This is a genomic window from Streptomyces olivaceoviridis (assembly GCF_014650115.1).
Taxonomy (GTDB): Bacteria; Actinomycetota; Actinomycetes; order Streptomycetales; family Streptomycetaceae; genus Streptomyces; species Streptomyces olivaceoviridis.
The window spans coordinates 83235-102112 of record NZ_BMUI01000020.1; the positions used below are offsets into that span (position 1 = coordinate 83235).

The 18878-nt window shown below is 69.3% G+C and carries 20 protein-coding genes; 9 read left to right on the forward strand and 11 right to left on the reverse strand.

Translation table 11 applies throughout. The features are described from left to right. Window positions 1–78 precede the first annotated feature (78 nt). Both IE273_RS30830 and IE273_RS30835 read left to right on the forward strand, forming a co-directional pair. Window positions 79–984: a LysR family transcriptional regulator gene (locus IE273_RS30830; RefSeq protein WP_189818455.1), complete on the forward strand. Its 906-nt coding sequence runs from the start codon at window positions 79–81 to the stop codon at window positions 982–984. Window positions 985–1071: 87 nt separating this feature from the next. Continuing rightward, window positions 1072–1554, forward strand: coding sequence for an NUDIX hydrolase (locus IE273_RS30835; RefSeq protein ID WP_171154728.1), 483 nt, complete (start codon window positions 1072–1074; stop codon window positions 1552–1554). 6 nt (window positions 1555–1560) lie between these two features. On the opposite strand, the gene IE273_RS30840 is transcribed toward IE273_RS30835, so the two are convergent. Together IE273_RS30840 and IE273_RS30845 are read right to left on the reverse strand one after the other, a co-directional pair. After that, window positions 1561–2880: a globin domain-containing protein gene (locus IE273_RS30840; RefSeq protein WP_444545929.1), complete on the reverse strand. Its 1320-nt coding sequence runs from the start codon at window positions 2878–2880 to the stop codon at window positions 1561–1563. A gap of 129 nt (window positions 2881–3009) precedes the next feature. Continuing rightward, on the reverse strand, window positions 3010–3642 hold the full coding sequence (locus tag IE273_RS30845; RefSeq protein WP_189818456.1) for an HAD family hydrolase: 633 nt from the start codon (window positions 3640–3642) through the stop codon (window positions 3010–3012). 149 nt (window positions 3643–3791) lie between these two features. Here IE273_RS30845 and IE273_RS30850 point away from each other — a divergent pair, with 149 nt between their 5' ends. Beyond that, on the forward strand, window positions 3792–4658 hold the full coding sequence (locus IE273_RS30850; protein WP_189818457.1) for a GNAT family N-acetyltransferase: 867 nt from the start codon (window positions 3792–3794) through the stop codon (window positions 4656–4658). A 78-nt stretch (window positions 4659–4736) separates the two neighbouring features. Here the strand turns inward: IE273_RS30850 and IE273_RS30855 are convergent, their stop codons facing one another. Together IE273_RS30855 and IE273_RS30860 are read right to left on the reverse strand one after the other, a co-directional pair. Beyond that, window positions 4737–5156 carry a GlcG/HbpS family heme-binding protein gene (locus tag IE273_RS30855; protein WP_189818458.1) on the reverse strand — a complete coding sequence of 140 codons (420 nt, stop codon included), beginning with the start codon at window positions 5154–5156 and terminating at the stop codon, window positions 4737–4739. 99 nt (window positions 5157–5255) lie between these two features. Beyond that, on the reverse strand, window positions 5256–6464 hold the full coding sequence (locus IE273_RS30860) for an MFS transporter (protein WP_189818459.1): 1209 nt from the start codon (window positions 6462–6464) through the stop codon (window positions 5256–5258). 145 nt (window positions 6465–6609) lie between these two features. Here IE273_RS30860 and IE273_RS30865 point away from each other — a divergent pair, with 145 nt between their 5' ends. Both IE273_RS30865 and IE273_RS30870 read left to right on the forward strand, forming a co-directional pair. Beyond that, window positions 6610–7068, forward strand: a complete 459-nt coding sequence (locus tag IE273_RS30865) for a MarR family winged helix-turn-helix transcriptional regulator (RefSeq protein ID WP_014673743.1) — start codon at window positions 6610–6612, stop codon at window positions 7066–7068. Window positions 7069–7077: 9 nt separating this feature from the next. Beyond that, complete coding sequence (locus tag IE273_RS30870) at window positions 7078–7530, forward strand: GNAT family N-acetyltransferase (protein ID WP_189818460.1); 453 nt, start codon at window positions 7078–7080, stop codon at window positions 7528–7530. Between the two features lie 66 nt (window positions 7531–7596). On the opposite strand, the gene IE273_RS30875 is transcribed toward IE273_RS30870, so the two are convergent. Then, complete coding sequence (locus IE273_RS30875; protein ID WP_189818461.1) at window positions 7597–8982, reverse strand: serine hydrolase domain-containing protein; 1386 nt, start codon at window positions 8980–8982, stop codon at window positions 7597–7599. A 107-nt stretch (window positions 8983–9089) separates the two neighbouring features. Beyond that, complete coding sequence (dnaB, locus tag IE273_RS30880) at window positions 9090–10568, reverse strand: replicative DNA helicase (protein WP_014673746.1); 1479 nt, start codon at window positions 10566–10568, stop codon at window positions 9090–9092. Window positions 10569–11049: 481 nt separating this feature from the next. Between dnaB and IE273_RS30885 the strand changes: the two genes are divergently transcribed. Next, entirely contained in the window at window positions 11050–12387 is a 1338-nt protein-coding gene (locus IE273_RS30885) for an MATE family efflux transporter (RefSeq protein ID WP_189818462.1), read from the forward strand. Between the two features lie 153 nt (window positions 12388–12540). Here the strand turns inward: IE273_RS30885 and rplI are convergent, their stop codons facing one another. The 4 genes from rplI to rpsF form a co-directional block, all read right to left on the reverse strand. Then, window positions 12541–12987, reverse strand: coding sequence for a 50S ribosomal protein L9 (rplI, locus tag IE273_RS30890; RefSeq protein ID WP_189818463.1), 447 nt, complete (start codon window positions 12985–12987; stop codon window positions 12541–12543). Between the two features lie 18 nt (window positions 12988–13005). Further along, window positions 13006–13242: a 30S ribosomal protein S18 gene (rpsR, locus tag IE273_RS30895; RefSeq protein WP_003949403.1), complete on the reverse strand. Its 237-nt coding sequence runs from the start codon at window positions 13240–13242 to the stop codon at window positions 13006–13008. A gap of 81 nt (window positions 13243–13323) precedes the next feature. Beyond that, window positions 13324–13902 carry a single-stranded DNA-binding protein gene (locus IE273_RS30900; protein ID WP_014673749.1) on the reverse strand — a complete coding sequence of 193 codons (579 nt, stop codon included), beginning with the start codon at window positions 13900–13902 and terminating at the stop codon, window positions 13324–13326. 80 nt (window positions 13903–13982) lie between these two features. Continuing rightward, on the reverse strand, window positions 13983–14273 hold the full coding sequence (gene rpsF, locus IE273_RS30905; protein ID WP_014673750.1) for a 30S ribosomal protein S6: 291 nt from the start codon (window positions 14271–14273) through the stop codon (window positions 13983–13985). Between the two features lie 272 nt (window positions 14274–14545). Here rpsF and IE273_RS30910 point away from each other — a divergent pair, with 272 nt between their 5' ends. The 3 genes from IE273_RS30910 (at window position 14546) to IE273_RS30920 (ending at window position 17216) form a co-directional block, all read left to right on the forward strand. Next, the gene (locus IE273_RS30910; protein ID WP_189818464.1) at window positions 14546–14860 is read left to right on the forward strand and encodes a hypothetical protein; all 315 of its coding nucleotides are present in this window, start codon (window positions 14546–14548) and stop codon (window positions 14858–14860) included. Between the two features lie 120 nt (window positions 14861–14980). Continuing rightward, on the forward strand, window positions 14981–16099 hold the full coding sequence (locus IE273_RS30915; protein ID WP_189818465.1) for a lipid II:glycine glycyltransferase FemX: 1119 nt from the start codon (window positions 14981–14983) through the stop codon (window positions 16097–16099). 85 nt (window positions 16100–16184) lie between these two features. Then, window positions 16185–17216, forward strand: a complete 1032-nt coding sequence (locus tag IE273_RS30920) for an alanine racemase (protein ID WP_014673753.1) — start codon at window positions 16185–16187, stop codon at window positions 17214–17216. Between the two features lie 100 nt (window positions 17217–17316). Here the strand turns inward: IE273_RS30920 and IE273_RS30925 are convergent, their stop codons facing one another. Continuing rightward, window positions 17317–18870 carry a glycosyltransferase family 87 protein gene (locus IE273_RS30925; protein WP_189818466.1) on the reverse strand — a complete coding sequence of 518 codons (1554 nt, stop codon included), beginning with the start codon at window positions 18868–18870 and terminating at the stop codon, window positions 17317–17319. Window positions 18871–18878: the final 8 nt, after the last annotated feature.

Below are 18878 nucleotides of genomic sequence, written 5' to 3' on the forward strand. Positions count from 1 at the left end.
CGACAGAGACCTATCGACTTATTTATAGTTGGTGCCTGCCTGGGGGCCGGAGGGGGCAGCGACACGGGAGGGCGTGCCATGGATCTGGCCTTGCTGCGGACCTTCGTCGCCGTGCACAGAGCCGGTTCTTTCACCCGCGCCGCCGCTCTGCTCGGCCTCTCCCAGCCCGCTGTCACCTCGCAGATCCGCACGCTGGAGCGCCAGCTCGGCAGACCGCTGTTCCTCCGTCAGGCGCGCGGAGTGACCCCGACGACCGTCGGTGACGAACTCGCGCACAGGGCCGCACCGCATCTCGACGCCCTGGTGGAGATAGTGGAGAGCGGCCTGGACGACGAGTCCTCGTCACGGACGCTGCACCTGGCCGGGCCTCCGGAGTTCACCGCCGAACGTGCTCTGCCGGCGCTCAGCGAGCTGACCGGCGACGACGGCCGGAGCCTCGCGCTACGGGTCTCCTTCGGGACGACCGAGGAGGTGCTGGAGGGGCTGGCCTGCGGCCTCCATGATCTGGCCATCAGCACGGCATGGCCACGCGGGGCCCTGCTCACCGCCACTCCGCTCTGCGACGAGGAGCATGTGCTGGTCGCCGCCCCACGCTGGACGGAGCGGATCGGCGCGGACGCCCTGCGGCTGAAGGGCGCCCCGGCCCTGGAGCACCTGCCGCTCGTCGAGGTCCACGAGTCGCTGCCGTTCGTCTCGCGCTACTGGGCCTCCGTCTTCGACTCCCGCCCGGCCGCCACGGGCACGGTCGTCGTCCCGGATCTGCGTGCCGTGCTCTCCTGCGTCATCGCCGGAGCCGGACTGGCGGTGCTGCCCCGCTACCTGTGTGCCCCGGCGCTGGAGGACGGCGCGATCGTCACCCTGCACGATCCGGTGGTCCCGCCCCTGCGTACGTACTTCCTGGTGGTGCGGACCGGCACGCTCGCCCTGCCCCATATCGGCCGGGCCCATGAGTGGCTCCAGCGCGCCGCCACGGCCTGGGGCTGACCTGGTCCGCCCGGGATGCACGCACTGCGGTCATGTCGTGGCACTTTGCGATGTTTCACGTGGAACCAGCCGGGCCACATTTCTCCCATGACCGTCCGACCCGTGGTCAAGCGCACCGCCCGTGCCGTTCTCCTGGACGGCGACGACCTGATCCTGATCAAGCGCACCAAGCCCGGTGTCGATCCCTACTGGGTCACCCCCGGTGGGGGAGTCGAACCCGGGGACTCCACCGTCGTGGACGCCCTGCACCGTGAGGTGGAGGAGGAACTCGGCGCCAAGATCACCGACGTGGTGCCGTGTTTCGTGGACACGGTGGAGCACATCGGTGAGGACGGCGGCGCGACCGGGGTGAAGGTGCAGCACTTCTTCGTCTGTCGGCTGGAGTCCATGGACCCCTCCCTGCGTCACGGCCCCGAAGTGGACGAGCCGGCCGGTGAGTACGAGATCGTCCGCGTCCCGTTCACCCGCGTCGGCATCGCTTCCGTCCATCTCGTCCCGCTGTCCCTGCGCCACTACCTGGACGGGAACATCGAAGGGGTACGGGCCATGCACGCCCCCGACCTCGGCTAGGCGCGGTCAGCCCGCGCCGACGAGCCGTTCCTCCACCGCGTCGTGCCGTATGCGGCCGGCCGGGATGCCGATGTCCCGGAGGGTGTCGACGCCACTGCGGATCATTCCGGGCGGGCCCGAGAGATAGGCGTCGTACTCGGCCCATGGACCATAGGCGCGGATGGCGTCGGGGAACCGGAGCTGCGTCCGCTGGTCGATGACGGGCCGGACCGACAGCCAGGGGTGACTCTGCTGGAGCCTGAGCATCGTGTCGATGTCGTACAGGTCGTGATCGGTGCGCGCCCCGTAGAACACCTCGACCGGGCGACGTTCGCCGCGCCCGGCGACGTCCTCCACCAGGGCCTTGATGGGCGCTATGCCGGTGCCGCCGCCCAGGCAGAGCAGTCCGCTGTCGGTGGTGTGGTCGACGGTCATCGAACCGGCCGGCGGTCCGATGCGTATGACGTCTCCGGGCCGGGCACGGTGGACCAGCGCCTTGGATACCCAGCCGGCCGGAACGGCCTTCACATGGAACGTCAGCAGTCCGTCCGAGCGGGGCGCGGAGGCGAAGGAGTAGTGCCGCCACACCCGGGGCCACCAGGGTGTTTCCACGCTCGTGTACTGGCCGGCGAGGAAGGGATAGGGCTGGTCGGGGCGGACGGTGAGGATCGCGACGTCCGGGGTCCGCAGATCATGCGTGACGATCTGCGCCTGCCACCAGGCCGGGGCACGCAGTTCGTCGGCCGCCGCCGCGTCGATCATGACCTGGGACATCGTCGTGTAGGCCCGCACCCAGGCGGCCTCCGTCTCCGGGTTCCAGACGGTGGCGGCGTACTTGCTCAACGCGCCGATGAGGCATTCACCCACGGCCGGGTAGTGCTCGGCCCGCGTCCCGTACTTGCGGTGTCCGCGACCCAGGTTCCGCAGGTAGTCGACGAGGACCGGGGTGTCGTCCAGGTGCTCGGCCGCCGTGAGCAGTGCCTTCAGCAGGCGGTCCCGCTGGGTGTCCATCGCGGCCGGGAACAGGGCCCGCAGTTCGGGATGGCGGACGAAGAGGAGAGCGTAGAAGTAGGAGGTGGCCCTGTCGGCTTCGGGGCCGATCTCGGTCATCGTGCGGCGGATGAGAAGGGCGTCCGGCGAGCCCTCCTCAGCAACCGGGGCCGACCGCCGCACGGGCACGCGCAGCGACGCCTCGGGTGCGCCCTGATCACCGTTCGGGAGCGGAACCGATGCTCCCTGGCGCGGCATGAACCAGCCGCCCCCACCCGGCACGGCGCTCTCCCCCGGCGGGGTGGTCGGAGCATCCATGGTGTGCCCTCGCCTCGAACATCTTGCGGTCGTGCGCACCCTCCTCCCAGAAGGCGCACTCCATCCCGGACGTGAACCGGAGTCGACCCTACCGGTCGTCGGCACGCACACAAGTCCCTCCTCGCTCCGCCGAGAGGACAGCACGGGGCGAGCGGTGACGCCGCACAACTATCGGGCAGGTCCGACCAGTTCATAGGCATCCCACAGGTCCCGTCCCGTGTACGAATGGGTCGCCAGTCCGGCCAGGTGCGCATCGGCGTTGACCGCCACGGAAACCGGTACGGCAGCAAACAACTCCTTGTCCGACGACGAGTCGCCGTACGCCACACAGTCGGCTCGTGCCACCCCGAACTCCGCGCAGAGCCGGTTCGCGATGGTCACCTTGGCCGCTGCGCTGAGCGCCCCGGAGGGATCGACAGGCTCGGTGAACGGCACGGCTGGGAAGCGCGACCCATGCGCCGCGTGGGCACCCCAGTCGAGGAGGCGTTCCACGAAGAAGGAGGGTGAGAGAGACACCACCGCACAGTACTCACCCGCGCTTCTGATCGCCGTCCAGACCTCACGGATCCGGGTCAGCCAGGGAGCCGCCTCGAACGCGGCCCGCACATGTTCCTCGGTCAGGTCCGCCCAGAGGTCGTACACCAGGGCCGCGTACTGCGGCGGACCGATCCGGCCCTCCGCGATCGCACGGTCCAGTGCCACCGTCTCCGCCTCCAGGCCCAACTGGCGTGAAATCTCCACTGGAGCGGTCGTTCCGTGCAGCAAGGTCCCGTCGAGATCGAAGAGATGAAGTCTCGCCATGGCCCGAGGTTAGTGGGCGGCCGATGTTTCACGTGAAACACGCAGAGCTGTCCACGGGTTGTGCGCAGGACCACGAGATGGCCAAAAGCACGTGCGTCCGGCTCGAAACGGGTGGACGGCAGGGGTGCCGGTCGGACAGCCTGACCTGCGTGCCAACTCCTTCCCTCACCGCTCTGCCCATTCGCCGCCTGACGCTTCGCGATCTCACCGCCTGCGCCGACCTGTCCGAAGACCGGGGGTGGCCACGTGAGGAACACAAGTGGGGCTTCCTTCTCACAGCCGGGAAGGGCTTCGGCATCGACGACCCCGAGGGCGGCCTCGTCGCCGCGTGCGTGGTCACGGAGTACGGCACGTGGGGGCGGCCGGATCTCGGCGCCATCGGCATGGTTCTCGTGGCCGAGCGTCACGCCCGTCGGGGCGTCGGGCGCCGTCTGATGCGGCACGTCATGTCCAGCATGGGGACGACTCCCCTGACGCTGCACGCCACGCCGTACGGCCGTCCCTTGTACGAGGAGCTGGGCTTCAAGGTGACGGGCCGGGCGGAGATGCTGACGGGCCGCTTCACCCCCGGCGGCCGGGAGGACGGGGTCGTCACGCGTGCTGCCACCGCAGAGGATCTCCCAGCGATCCTGCGCCTCGACGAGGAGGTGTTCGGCACCGACCGCACCTCTCTCATCACCCGCCTGCCCGCCTTCGCCGATCAACTCCGGGTGGCCGAGGAGGACGGCCGCCTCATCGGTTACACCGCCGCGTGGCCCAACATGCACACCCATGTCGTCGGTCCGCTGATCGCCCGGGACACGGAGACCGCCAAGGCACTGATCGCCTCGCTGGCGGCCCGCACGGACCGTCCGCTGCGGACCGACATCGACGTGCGCCATGAAGAGCTGCTGACCTGGGCGAAGGAGCGCGGACTGGCCTCCGTGGCCGTCAACTCGGTGATGACCTATGGCATCACGGAACTGCCGGGGGACTGGACCCGGCGGTTCGCACCGCTGACGGTCGCCGCGGGCTGAGTCCTCGTACGACGCGCACCGGCCCCGCCGCTCGAAGCGGCGGGGCCGGTGTCATACGGGCCGGGCTGTTGCTGTGGTTCAGACGAGCGCCTGCACGGCCGCGGTGGCGAAGCCGTGGTCCTGGTCCGGAGCACCGCCGCCGACACCGATCGCGCCGACCAGCCGGCCGTCGCGGTGGACCGGGATACCGCCCGCGATGAACAGCAGGGGCCGGTCGAGCGCCGTGGGCAGGGTGTGGAAGAGGCCGCCGGGCTGGACGGCGTCGACGAGGTCGGCGGTGGGCGTGTTCAGCTGGAGAGCCGTGTAGGCCTTGCGGGTGCTGGTCTCGCCGGAGATCAGCACGGCGCGGTCGTCCCGGCGGAAGGCGAGCAGGTGGCCGCCGGCGTCCAGGACGGTGATGCTGACGGCGACTCCGGCGTCCTCGGCCGCCCGGCGGGCGGTGGCGACCAGCAGCTCGGCGTCCTCGATGGTGAGCGGGGCGACGGCGGTGGTGGTCATGGAGATGTCTCCTCGGGTGGTGCTGTGGTGGGTGCTTGCCGTACCGGGAGAGCCCCGGTACGGAGGTCTGACGGTGTGAGGCGTCCGGGGTGCGGGCGCTCAGTGGTGGACGGGCGTCCGCTGCTCCGCCGGTGTGCCGGAGGCGGTCGCGGTCCCGTGGGCGCCGTCACGGCGCTCCAGGGCCGCCGAGAGGAAGGCGAGGACCAGCGCGGCGGCGGCGAGGGCGGCACCGACCCAGTTGGGGGACGTGTAACCGAAGCCGGCCGCGATCACGAGGCCGCCGAGCCAGGCGGACAGGGCGTTGCCCAGGTTGAAGGCGCCGATGTTGACGGCCGAGGCGAGCGTCGGAGCGCCGTGTGCCTGGTCGAGGACGCGCTTCTGCAGCGGCGGCACGGTGGCGAAGCCGAGGGCGCCGATCAGGGCGATGGTCACCCCCGCCGCGATCTTGTTGTGGGCGGTCAGTGTGAAGAGCGCCAGGACGACGGCCAGTGCCCCCAGGGAGACGTACAGCATCGGCATCAGGGCACGGTCGGCGAACTTGCCGCCGAAGAGGTTGCCGGCCACCATGCCGAGGCCGAACAGGACCAGCAGCCAGGTGACCGATCCGTCGGCGAAACCGGCGACGTGGGTCATCATCGGGGCGATGTAGGTGATGGCCGCGAAGACACCGCCGAAGCCGAGGACGGTCATCGCCATGGCCAGCAGGACCTGGGCGTTCTTGAAGGCGGCCAGCTCGTGGCGCAGGTGTACGCCCTCAGGCCGCGGCAGCTCGGGAACGAGCTTGGCGATACCGGCGAGCCCGACGACGCCGAGGGCTGCGACGATGCCGAAGGTGACGCGCCAGCCGGCGCTCTGCCCGATGAACGTGCCCAGCGGGACGCCGACGACGTTGGCGATGGTCAGACCGGTGAACATCATGGCGATGGCGCCGGCCTTCTTGTGGGGTGCGACCAGCTCGGCGGCGACGACCGAGCCGATGCCGAAGAAGGCACCGTGGGCGAGCGAGGCGACCACTCGTCCGATCAGCATGACCGCGAAGGCCGGGGCGACGGCCGAGAGCAGGTTCCCGGCGATGAACAGGCCCATGAGCAGCATCAGCATCCGCTTGCGCGGGACCTTGGTGCCGAGCACGGTCATCAGCGGGGCGCCGATGACCACGCCGAGCGCGTAGCCGGTCACGAGCAGGCCCGCCGTGGGGATGGAGACCCCGAAGTCACTCGCGACCTCGGGCAGCAAGCCCATGATCACGAACTCGGTCGTTCCGATTCCGAAGGCCCCGATCGCGAGGGCCAGAAGCGCGAGAGGCATGAGGGGGTACACCTTCCCAGACGATTGCAGGAGCGCGTTGCGTTCCATCACAATAATTGCAGACGCGGGCTAAATGCAAGCGACGTCTATTGCGGCGGTGCTCTACTCTTGTGATGCAGCCATTCCGGGACGGAGGAAAACGCCAATGACAGCGACGGACCCCGCGCTCACCGCCCTCGCACAGGGCTGGTGCGCCCTTTCTGCGCTGCATGGACGGATCGAGGCGCACATCGAGCGCGCCCTACAGGCCAAGCACGACCTGAGCGTCCGCGAGTACTCACTGCTGGACGTCCTCAGCAGACAGCACGAAGGCGAGGGCGGGCATCTTCAGATGAAGCAGGTCGCCGACGCGGTCGTGCTCAGCCAGAGCGCCACCACCCGCCTGGTGACCCGGCTGGAGGACCGCGGACTGCTGGAGCGCTACCTGTGCCCCACCGACCGGCGCGGCATCTACACCAACGTCACCCCGGCTGGCCTGCGGCTGCTGGAGGAGGCGCGGCCCACCAATGACGCCGCCCTGCGCGAGGCGCTGGACAGCGCTGCTCAGAGCCCCGAACTGGCGCCGCTGGTGCGCGTGGTGGAGTCCCTGAACGTGCCCGCGTAGGGTGCGCCCATGGACGATCTTGAGGTACGTGCCGCGACCGCCGATGACCTCCCGGCGATCGTGGCGATGCTCGCCGACGACCCGCTCGGGGCCCAGCGCGAGTCACCCGGCGATCTCACGCCGTACCGGAGCGCGCTGGAACGCCTTGCCGCCGACCCCAACCAGCACGTCGTCGTCGCCGTACGCGACGGCCGTGTGATCGGGACTCTCCAGCTGACGATCATCCCAGGGCTCTCGCACAAGGGGGCCACTCGTGCGCTCATCGAGGCCGTACGCATCCACGCCGACGAGCGGGGCAGCGGGCTGGGCGGCCGGCTGATCGAGTGGGCGATCGACACGTCCCGACGACTCGACTGCCGGATGGTGCAGCTCACGTCCGACAAGACGCGGACCGATGCTCACCGTTTCTACGAGAGGCTGGGCTTCACCGCCTCACACGAGGGCTTCAAGCTGCGCCTTTGACGGCGGCCCGAAGAACGGAACAGGGGGTGTGTTCCACGTGAAACACACCCCCTGTGCCTATCCGGGCTAGCCGATGCCCCGCCATCCCTCCGGATCCACGCCACCGGGCACCGGGGCCTCGGGGGCGTACGGCTGCCGGGTGAACACGAATGAGCCGAGATCCAGGTGGCTCACCGACCCGTCCGGGCGCCGCTCGGGACGCAGCAGCTCACCGGCGTAGTAGCCCTCCAGCCCCGTCCAGGTGCCGTCGCCGTTCGCGCGGAAGCGGGCTTTCCGTCCACCACCCGCCAGGGGCGCCAGCGCGAGCAGGCCGTCGGCGGTCGCACGCAGGCCGAAGGCGTGGGTGCCCCAGTACCACTGCCCCACGAGCCCCAACACGGCCGGGTCGACCTCCCTCAGCGGTCGCCAGGGCTCGGGGATGCGCGGCTCCGCCTCCGCGACGATCCGGACGAGATCCGCTCCCACGGCACCCAGCGGCGGACCACTGGTGCAGTTGGCGAGCACCACCGCGGCCACGTCGTCCTCCACGCTGATCGTGAGGTTGGCCAGAAAACCCGGCAGGGAACCGGAGTGCCCGACGAGCAGCCGGCCGTCACGGCACTGGATCTGCATGCCCAGGCCGTACGTGTCCCCGTCCACCACATCCGCGGCCTCGGCGGGCGCCGCCGGGGTGCGCATCTCCCGGACGGACTCCGCACTCAGGACCCGCTCGTCTCCGCCGGCCAGAAACGCCGCGAACCGCGCCAGGTCCCCGGTGGTCGACCAGAGCTGCCCGGCCGGTGCCATCCGGCCCAGGTCCTCCGTCGGCTCGGGGAGCATCGCGTCGGCCCACGGGTGCACCGCCCATCCGCCCGCGTGCGGGTGCTCCGGCTGCGAGCTCGTCCGGTGCAGGCCCAGCGGCTCCAGGATCTCCGCGCGCAGCACCTCCTCCCAGGGCGCGCCGCGCAGCTCTTCCACCAGGGCCCCGAGAACCGTGTAGCCGGGGTTGGAGTAGTGGTGCCGTCGGCCGACGGGATGCAGGAGGGGCTGTTCCCCGAGCACATCGCTCAGTGCGGGCCGCAGGGAGCCGGGCGTCCGCTCCCACCAGGGCGCGGGCGATTCGGCCGCCAACCCGGCGGTGTGCGCGAGCAGTTCCGCGATCGTCGACTCCCCGGCGCCGGTGCCCGGCAGATGCTTCTCCAGCGGGTCACCGAGATCGAGGACGCCCTCGTCCCGCAGCCGCATCACCAGTACGGCGGTGAAGGTCTTGGTGATGGATCCGATCCGGTACTGCACGGTCTCGTCCGGTCCGTGCCCGTCCACCGAGGTCCGCGCCCCGTGCCACACGGCCTGCCCGTCCCGCACCACGGCGGCGACCAGTGACGGAGCCCGTCCATCGGCCTGCGCGACAGCGATCCGGTGGAGCAAGGCCCGGCGGGTGGCGGGGAGCAGCGCTTCCTGAGTTCTCGTCATGGGCCCAGTCCACCTGGTACGGCGGCGGGCGTCGAATGCATTTGCCGCGCGCCCCCGGGCCGGGCCCGCCGACACCCCCGCCCGTCACCGCGGATGTGCCCGGTGGATCAGGTCTGGGCCATGTCCACGAAGCGCGAGTAGTGGCCCTGGAAGGCGACCGTGATGGTCGCCGTCGGGCCGTTTCGGTGCTTGGCGACGATCAGGTCCGCCTCGCCCGCGCGCGGCGACTCCTTCTCGTACGCGTCCTCACGGTGCAGCAGGATGACCATGTCGGCGTCCTGCTCGATGGAGCCGGACTCACGCAGGTCGGAGACCATCGGCTTCTTGTCCGTGCGCTGCTCGGGACCACGGTTGAGCTGCGAGAGCGCGATGACCGGGATCTCCAGCTCCTTCGCGAGGAGCTTGAGGTTACGGGACATGTCCGAGACCTCCTGCTGACGGCTCTCGGCGCGCTTGGAGCCACCGGACTGCATCAGCTGGAGGTAGTCGATGACGACCAGCTTCAGGTCGTTGCGCTGCTTCAGGCGCCGGCACTTGGCGCGGATCTCCATCATCGACAGGTTCGGGGAGTCGTCGATGTACAGCGGCGCGGCCGACACGTCCGGCATGCGGCGGGCGAGCCGCGTCCAGTCCTCGTCGGTCATCGTGCCGGACCGCATGTGGTGCAGGGCGACTCGGGCCTCGGCGGACAGCAGGCGCATCGCGATCTCGTTGCGGCCCATTTCGAGCGAGAAGATGACGCTCGGGAGATTGTGCTTGATGGAGGCGGCCCGCGCGAAGTCCAGGGCGAGGGTCGACTTACCCATGGCGGGACGGGCCGCGATGACGATCATCTGGCCCGGGTGGAGGCCGTTCGTCAGCGAGTCGAAGTCCGTGAAGCCTGTGGGCACACCTGTCATCTCGCCGCTGCGCGAGCCGATCGCCTCGATCTCGTCGAGGGCGCCTTCCATGATGTCGCCGAGCGGGAGGTAGTCCTCGCTGGTGCGCTGCTCGGTGACGGCGTAGATCTCGGCCTGGGCGCGGTTGACGATCTCGTCCACGTCTCCGTCGGCCGCGTATCCCATCTGCGTGATGCGCGTACCGGCCTCGACCAGGCGGCGCAGGACGGCCCGCTCATGGACGATCTCCGCGTAGTACTCGGCGTTGGCGGCCGTCGGCACGGTCTGGACGAGGCTGTGCAGATACGCGGCGCCGCCGACCTTGTTGATCTCGCCACGCTTGGTGAGTTCGGCGGCGATGGTGATCGGGTCGGCCGGCTCGCCCTTGGCGTAGACGTCCAGGATGGCCTGGTAGATCGTCTCGTGCGCGGGCTTGTAGAAGTCGTGGCCCTTGAGGATCTCGACGACATCGGCGATGGCGTCCTTGGACAGCAGCATGCCGCCCAGCACGGACTGCTCGGCGTCCAGATCCTGTGGCGGCACCCGCTCGAAGGACGAACCCCCGCCGTCCCAGGCGCCGTTCTCCCGGCCCCGGTCGTGCTGCTCGTCACGACCCCGGCCGACATCACCGCGCCGGCGGGAGGCCGGCAGACGATCACTGGGCCCGCTGTCGGCCCATGGATCGTCCAAGGGCTCGGAAATGCTCACCGAGCCACCTCCTCCCGTCCGCACGGCGGACCTCGCCGTGTCCTCTTTTGTACGGCACGGCACTGACAAACAAGACGCCCAACTCCGGTTCTCGCGCGTCGGGTTTGTGACGGTTCCCCGGCCCGAAGAAGGACGTCTTCGGGGGCCGGCGAGGGAGCGGGCGCCGGACCACCGTAGGCCCGTCGGCACCGTCAGCCAATCTGGTTATCCACAGGCCATGTGGACGACGGCCCGGATGCTGTGGAGAACTCGCCGAAACCTGTGCACGACCCGGTGGAAAGCCCTGTGAACAAGCCCTCGCTCCCCTCAAGACCAAGCCTCTGACCTGCATATTTATGATCCACTGGCTGTGCAGAGAAAAAACTTCCCCAGTCGGGCCAAGATCGCTTCGAACGGCACCCGAAAGGACACGGCTCGCGATCAATAGTAAGGACCACTAGCCGCTTGCATCTCTTACCTGTGGACGGTTACATTGATGCTCATGACACAGGCTCCAGAGATCCCCAAGGCCACCCTGCGTCGGCACGACCGAGAAATCGTCGCGCTGGCCGTCCCGGCCTTCGGCGCCCTCGTCGCCGAGCCTCTCTTCGTCATGGCGGACAGCGCGATCGTCGGCCATCTCGGGACCGCTCAGCTCGCCGGTCTCGCCGTCGCCTCGGCGCTCCTCACCACCGCCGTGAGTGTCTTCGTCTTCCTCGCCTACGCCACCACGGCCGGCGTGTCCCGCCGCGTCGGCGCCGGCGATCTTCCGGCAGCCATCCGTCAGGGCATGGACGGCATCTGGCTGGCGCTGTTGCTCGGCATCGCCGTCATCGCCGTCGTCCTGCCCCTCGCACCCGGCATCGTGGACCTCTTCGGCGCCTCCCCGACCGCGGCCCCCTACGCCATCACCTATCTGCGCGTCTCCGCACTGGGCATCCCGGCCATGCTCATCGTCCTGGCCGCGACCGGGGTGCTGCGCGGCCTCCAGGACACCAGGACCCCGCTGTACGTAGCCGTCGCTGGATTCGTCGCCAACGCCTCGCTCAACGCGGGGCTCGTCTACGGTGCCGGGCTCGGTATCGCCGGTTCGGCCTGGGGCACGGTCATCGCACAGTGCGGCATGGCGGCCGTCTACCTGACCGTCGTCGTCCGTGGGGCCCGTCGGCACGGCGCCTGTCTCCGGCCGGATGCCGCCGGCATCCGGGCCTCGGCTCAGGCCGGCGTCCCCCTGCTGGTCCGCACGCTGTCCCTGCGGGCGATCCTCATGATCGCCACAGCGGTCGCGGCCCGTCTCGGCGACGCCGACATCGCCGGGCACCAGATCGTCCTGTCCCTGTGGAGCCTGTTGTCCTTCGCGCTCGACGCGATAGCGATCGCGGGACAGGCCATCATCGGCCGCTACCTCGGAGCGGACGACGCCCAGGGAGCCCGTGAAGCCTGCCGCCGTATGGTCCACTGGGGTGTCGCGACCGGAGTCGTGCTGGGCCTCCTCGTGGTGGCCGCACGACCGCTCTTCCTGCCACTGTTCACCAGCGACTCCCTGGTGAAGGACGCCGCTCTGCCGGCCCTGCTGCTCGTGGCGCTGTCGCAGCCCATCTGCGGCATCGTCTTCGTCCTCGACGGGGTCCTCATGGGCGCGGGGGACGGCCCGTATCTGGCCTGGGCCATGGTCGTCACCCTGTTGGTGTTCGCTCCTGCGGCCCTGCTCGTTCCGACGTTCGGCGGCGGACTCACCGCCCTTTGGGCCGCGATGACGTTGATGATGGCGGTCCGGATGCTGACCCTGTGGCTGCGGACCCGCTCGGGCCGCTGGGTCGTGACGGGCGCGACCCGCTGACCGTTTCACGTGAAACATGCCGACGTCCTGGTGACGGTAGCCCGGTCATGGAAGCTCGGTCTGGAGAACCCCTGGACATGGGAAAGGGGCCGCGCCCAATGAAGGGTGCGGCCCCTTTCACCGGCTCAAGCGAGCACGGCGATCACGCGGCGATCAGGCCGCGACGACCTCGACGTTGACCTTGGCGGCAACCTCGGGGTGCAGACGCACGGACGTCTCGTGGGCGCCCAGGGTCTTGATCGGAGCGGACAGCTCGATGCGGCGCTTGTCGACCTCGGGGCCACCGGAAGCCTTGATCGCGGACGCGATGTCGGCCGGGGTGACGGAACCGAAGAGACGGCCGGCGTCGCCGGAGCGGACGGCCAGACGGACCTTCACGCCCTCAAGCTGGGCCTTGACCTGGTTGGCCTGCTCGATGGTCTGGATCTCGTGGATCTTGCGAGCACGACGGATCTGCTCGACGTCCTTCTCGCCACCCTTGGTCCAGCGGATAGCGAACTTCCGCGGGATCAGGTAGTTGCGAGCGTAACCGTCCTTGACGTCGACGACGTCGCCCGCGGCACCGAGGCCGGTGACCTCGTGAGTGAGGATGATCTTCATGAGTCGGTCACCCTTCCCTTATCGCGCGGTGGACGTGTAGGGCAGCAGCGCCATCTCACGGCTGTTCTTGACGGCCGTGGCGACGTCACGCTGGTGCTGCGTGCAGTTGCCGGTCACGCGACGGGCACGGATCTTGCCGCGGTCGGAAATGAACTTCCGCAGCATGTTCGTGTCCTTGTAGTCCACGTACGTGACCTTGTCCTTGCAGAAAGCGCAGACCTTCTTCTTCGGCTTGCGCACAGGCGGCTTCGCCATGGTGTTTCTCCTGTGTGATCAAGAAGTTGGGATACGACCCGCCCTCGACCCGGACCGGCCCGGAAGGCCTGGCCCGAAGGCTTAGAAGGGGGGCTCGTCCGAGTAGCCGCCACCGCCGCCGGAGCCGCCGCCCCAGCCGCCGCCACCCTGGTTGCCACCGGCGGGAGCGCCGGTCGCCCACGGGTCGTCGGCCGGAGCGCCGCCGCCCTGCTGGCCGCCACCGGGGCCACCGCCCCAGCCGCCGCCACCCTGGCCGCCACCGCCGCCGTAACCGCCCTGGCCACCGCGAGCGCCACCGGCGGTCTTGGTGACCTTGGCCGTGGCGTTGCGCAGGCTGGGGCCGACTTCCTCGACGTCCAGCTCGTAGACCGTGCGCTTGACGCCCTCACGGTCCTCGTAGGACCGCTGCTTCAGCCGGCCCTGCACGATGACGCGCATGCCTCGCTGGAGCGACTCGGCGACGTTCTCCGCCGCCTGACGCCAGACCGAGCAGGTCAGGAAGAGGCTCTCGCCGTCCTTCCACTCGTTCGTCTGGCGGTCGAAGGTGCGGGGAGTGGACGCGACGCGGAACTTCGCGACCGCCGCACCGGACGGGGTGAAGCGCAGCTCGGGGTCGTCGACAAGATTGCCGATGACCGTGATGACGGTCTCGCCTGCCATGGGGGAACCTCTCGGCGGGTTTGCTGCTCTGGCTGCTTGTTGCTGCTACTCGAATCCCGAGATCAGCTGAGCGGGGAAGCTCAGTGGGTCTCGGGGCGGAGGACCTTGGTCCGGAGGACCGACTCGTTCAGGTTCATCTGGCGGTCGAGCTCCTTGACGACCGCAGGCTCGGCCTGCAGGTCGATGACCGAGTAGATACCCTCGGGCTTCTTCTTGATCTCGTAGGCGAGACGACGACGGCCCCAGGTGTCGACCTTCTCAACCTTGCCGCCGCCGTCACGGACGACGGACAGGAAGTTCTCGATCAGCGGGGAGACAGCGCGCTCCTCGAGATCGGGGTCGAGGATGACCATCACCTCGTAGTGACGCATGTGGAACCCACCTCCTTTGGACTCAGCGGCCACGGTCGTTCCGTGGCAGGAGGGTTGTGATGCGTACGCAACGGTATCGGCCGCCACTGACAATCGGGTTCCTTCGGGGAAGCCGGCAGTGTGACCCGGGCAGGTCTGGGCAGACACCAGTGCAGACGGTACAGACTACCCGCACACACGCTTCCGGTTGAAATCCGGCCGTCGACCCCGACAATCTGTACACATCGGGTGTGTACGGCGCTACGATGCGCCGCCTTCCGCAGGAGGTGCCCATGGCACAGGCATTGCGACCCAACACCGCCGGTTCCCTCTTCGCCACGGACGGCAAGCCCCATCCCCTTCAGGACACCCTGATGGCGGTGACGCTCGCCCTCGGCCTGCTGTCCTTCATCACGTCCTTCTTCCACAGCCTTCACCTGTTGACCTCGTGGGCAGGCCTGGTGGCACTGGCCACGGGCGTGTACGGACAGTGGATCTCGGTGACCACGCGGCAGCGGTTCGGCCTGATCCTGGGTCTCGGCGCCGCCGGAGTCGGTTTCCTGATCGGCATGGCCCACGGCGGCCTGTTCGGCGGGATCATCAGCTGACTTCACCAGGCTCAAAGCCCCGTACGCCCAGTCGGGGCGCTCGCAAGGCGCAGTAGGCTTCGGCGCGAGAGCCGGAGCCCCTGTACCCATGGGGACACACCAGCCCGAGGAGCGCCCCGAATGAGCCTGACCCTGAGGACCATCAGTCGCGAGCAGCATCTGGCCTTCATCCAGAGCCTGCCGGCGGCGAGCCACATGCAGGTCCCGGCCTGGGCAGATGTGAAGGCGGAGTGGCGCTCGGAGAACCTGGGCTGGTTCGACAAAAGCGGCCAGATGGTCGGCGCGGGCCTGGTCCTCTACCGCCAGCTGCCCAAGATCAAGCGCTACCTCGCCTATCTGCCCGAGGGCCCGGTCATCAACTGGTACGCGCCGAACCTGGACGACTGGATCCAGCCGATGCTGGCGCATCTGAAGCAGCAGGGCGCCTTCTCCGTGAAGATGGGCCCGCCGGTGATCATCCGCCGCTGGAACGCAGACACCATCAAGAGGGGCATCCAGGACCCGGACGTCAAGCGTCTGCGCGACCTGGAGGCCGACTTCATCGAGCCGCGCGCCTTCGAGGTGGCCGACAAGCTGCGCCGCATGGGCTGGCAGCAGGGTGAGGACGGCGGCGCCGGCTTCGGCGACGTGCAGCCCCGCTACGTCTACCAGGTGCCGCTGGCGAACCGCTCCCTGGAAGAGGTCCACAAGAACTTCAACCAGCTGTGGCGCCGCAACATCAAGAAGGCCGAGAAGGCCGGCGTCGAGGTCGTCCAGGGCGGCTACCAGGACCTGCCCGAGTGGCAGCGGCTGTACGAGATCACGGCCGTCCGCGACCACTTCCGGCCCCGCCCGCTGTCGTACTTCCAGCGCATGTGGACGGCCCTCAACACCGAGGACCCGAACCGCATGCGGCTGTACTTCGCCCGCCACAACGGGGTGAACCTCTCGGCCGCGACGATGCTGATCGTCGGCGGGCACGTCTGGTACTCCTACGGCGCCTCCGACAACATCGGCCGCGAGGTCCGGCCGTCCAACGCCATGCAGTGGCGGATGCTGCGCGACGCCTACGCGCTCGGCGCCACCGTCTACGACCTGCGCGGCATCTCCGACTCGCTGGACGAGACCGACCACCTCTTCGGCCTCATCCAGTTCAAGGTCGGCACCGGCGGCCAGGCCGCCGAGTACCTCGGCGAGTGGGACTTCCCGCTGAACAAGCTGCTCCACAAGGCGCTCGACATCTACATGTCGCGACGCTGAGCCGCGCGGGCGTTTGATTCCATAGCCTTCGCAGCTCTCACACCTCTGATCCACCGCAGCTACGAGAAAGGTTCCGGGTCCGGCCATGGCGCTCACGCTCTACGTCGACACCGCGCGCTGGCGGGCGCACCACAAGCACGTGCAGGAGCAGTTCCCGGGACTCGTCCCGGTCTGCAAGGGCAACGGCTACGGCTTCGGGCACGAACGGCTGTCGGAGGAGGCCACCCGGCTCGGTGCCGACCTGCTCGCCGTCGGCACGACCTACGAGGCCGCGCGCATCAAGGACTTCTTCAGCGGTGACCTGCTGGTGCTCACGCCGTACCGGCGTGGCGAGGAGCCCGTGCCGCTGCCCGACCGGGTCGTCCGCTCGGTGTCGTCGATCGACGGCGTGTACGGCCTCGTGGGTGCCCGTGTCGTCATCGAGGTGATGTCCTCGATGAAGCGGCACGGCATCAGCGAGCAGGATCTGCCCCAGCTGCACCAGGCCATAGAGAACGTCCGGCTGGAGGGCTTCGCCATCCACCTGCCGCTGGACCGCACCGACGGCTCGGACGCCGTCGAGGAGGTCATCGGCTGGATGGACCGGCTGCGCGCGGCACGGCTGCCGCTGCACACGATGTTCGTCAGCCACCTCAAGGCGGACGATCTGGCCCGGCTCCAGCAGCAGTTCCCGCAGACCCGGTTCCGCGCCCGCATCGGCACGCGGCTGTGGCTGGGGGACCATGAGGCCACCGAGTACCGCGGTGCCGTCCTGGACGTCACGCGCGTGGCGAAGGGCGACCGGTTCGGCTACCGGCAGCAGAAGGCGGCCTCGGACGGCTTCCTGGTGGTCGTGGCGGGCGGAACGTCGCACGGCGTGGGTCTGGAGGCCCCGAAGGCCCTGCACGGCGTCATGCCGCGCGCCAAGGGCGTCGCCCGGGCCGGGCTCGCCACGGTCAACCGGAACCTCTCCCCGTTCGTCTGGGGCGGCAAGCAGCGCTGGTTCGCCGAGCCGCCGCACATGCAGGTGTCGATCCTGTTCGTGCCCTCGGACGCCCCCGAGCCGAAGGTCGGTGACGAACTGGTGGCCCATCTGCGGCACACCACGACCCAGTTCGACCGTCTCGTGGACCGCTGAGCCCGTCCAGAACGCCGATAAGGCCGTATCCGGTGCTCCCGGATACGGCCTTCTGTGTGCACCGCCTGCCGCGTACCGAGGAGGCGTGGCGCGCGTTCGCTCAGAGCGAACGGTCGTCGTGGGACAGCGTCTCCGGGCGGCCCCAGTCCACCTGAGGCCCCTCGAAGTCGGCGGCGTGGCGCAGCGTATGGGCTCCCATGCCGAACACGAACACGTCCTCCGCGCCATCGAGCACTCCGCCCGACGGGTCGTCGTCACCGGACCGGCGCACCACGTCCCGCTCCGGCATGAGGATGTCCCGTACGACGACGGCGCACAGGTACAGCGTGCCCAGCAGGTGCACGACGATCGCCCAGTGGTAGCCCTGCGTGGGCAGGCCCTTGTGGGCGTCTCCGCTGGTCGTGTAGGCGAGGTACAGCCAGATCCCCAGGAAGTACGCCACCTCGCACGCCTGCCAGATCAGGAAGTCCCGCCACTTGGGCCGGGCGAGGACCACCAGCGGCACCAGCCACAGGACGTACTGCGGGGAGTAGACCTTGTTGGTGAGGATGAAGGCGGCCACCATCAGGAAGGCCAGCTGGGCGAAGCGCGGCCGACGCGGGGCGACGAACGTCAGCGCGGCGATGCCGAGGAAGCACAGCACCACGAGCACCGTGGCGGCGGTGTTGACGAACTCGGTGGTGGGCGGGCTGCTGGAGTTCTGCGCCCAGATCAGCCAGAAGGAGCCGAAGTCGACACCGCGTTCCTTGCTGAAGGTGTAGAACTTCGCCCAGCCCTCACGGATGTGGAAGCCCGTCGCGTCGTGCGTGATCATCACGGGCAGGTTCACCACGAGCCAGGCGACCACCGCGCCGCACACAGCCTGGAAGAACGCGCGCCACTTGCCCGCCCGCCAGCACAGCACCAGCAGCGGCCCCAGCAGCAGGACGGGATACAGCTTGGCGGCCGTGGCGAGGCCCAGGAGGACACCGAAGGCGAGGGCGCGACCCCGGGACCACATCAGCATCGCGGCGGCCGTCAGCGCGACGGCCAGCAGGTCCCAGTTGATGGTCGCGGTCAGCGCGAGGGCGGGCGCCAGGGCGACCAGCAGACCGTCCCAGGGGCGCCGGCGGTGGGTACGGGCCACGCACACGGCGATGACGGCGGCGCACACCATCAGCATCCCGGCGTTGACGAACCAGTACCACTGCTCCTGGTGCTGGATGCTGCCGCTGTGCGGGGTCAGCCAGGAGGCCACCTCCATGAACACGCCGGTGAGCACCGGGTATTCGAGGTAGTCCATGTCGCCGGGAAGCTTGTCGAAGTACGGCACGAGATGGTCGGCGAACCCGCGGCCCTGGTAGAGGTGCGGGATGTCCGAGTAGCAGGCGTGCGTGTACTGGCTGCTCGCTCCGAAGAACCAGCCGCTGTGGTAGCAGGGCGCCTTCTGGACCAGGCCGAGGGCGAACATGCCGATAGCCACGAGCGCCACGATCCGCACGGGGGTCCACCAGGAGGTGCCCAGCAGGGCGTGCCGCCCCAGAGGACCGCCGATCAGCTCACTGCCGGCGGCGGCGACCTCGTCCTCCCTGGTCGGCTGCACCGGCTCGGCCACGGCGGATCGCACGGACTCGGGCTCGTGCATGCTCGCGGGCGTCATCTCTGCACTGGGCATGGGACACA